The following is a 436-nucleotide window of genomic DNA, read 5'->3' as shown; positions in this document are numbered from 1 at the left end:
CTCGTACATCGCGCGGTTGTTCGTCGATACCGTGAGCAGGAACAGCAGCACGAGGCCGATGGCGCTCATCACGGCGGCCGCGACGCCCAGCGCCCAGCGGGCCGCGCGGGTCTGCCGCCCGCTGCGCGCCGCCGCGGCTTCGGTCACGGATGCGGGATCGGACGGGGGCGGGGACGGGCTCATGGCTGCGGCTCGATGGACAGGCGCTCGGTGCGCGACAGCACGAGATCCCAGCCGGAACGCCCCATGGCCCCGATCTGGAACGGGCGTGGCAGCTGCGACATGTCGAGCCGGAAGCGCAGATGCACCAGGTGCGCGGCATTCCGGTCGATGTCGTCGATGTCGGCGATCTTCCAGCGCGCGATGCGCTGCATCGCAGCCAGCGCATCGCCCAGCTCGTCATAGGTCTGGCCCAGCGCCGAGCCCAGGCCCAGGC

Annotated in this window: 1 protein-coding gene; it reads right to left on the bottom strand. The window is 71.6% G+C overall.

Going from position 1 to position 436, the window contains the following annotated elements; all coding sequences use genetic code 11:
- Positions 1-179: 179 nt before the first annotated feature.
- A partial coding sequence (locus GVL52_RS32185) for a DUF4390 domain-containing protein (RefSeq protein ID WP_160012754.1) occupies positions 180-436 on the bottom strand: 257 nt, incomplete at its 5' end.

Source organism: Rhizobium sp. 18055 (assembly GCF_902706285.1).
Classification (GTDB): Bacteria; Pseudomonadota; Alphaproteobacteria; order Rhizobiales; family Rhizobiaceae; genus Rhizobium.
Note: the sequence above shows the minus strand (reverse complement) of the source record. Positions and strands in the feature narration are given on the sequence as shown.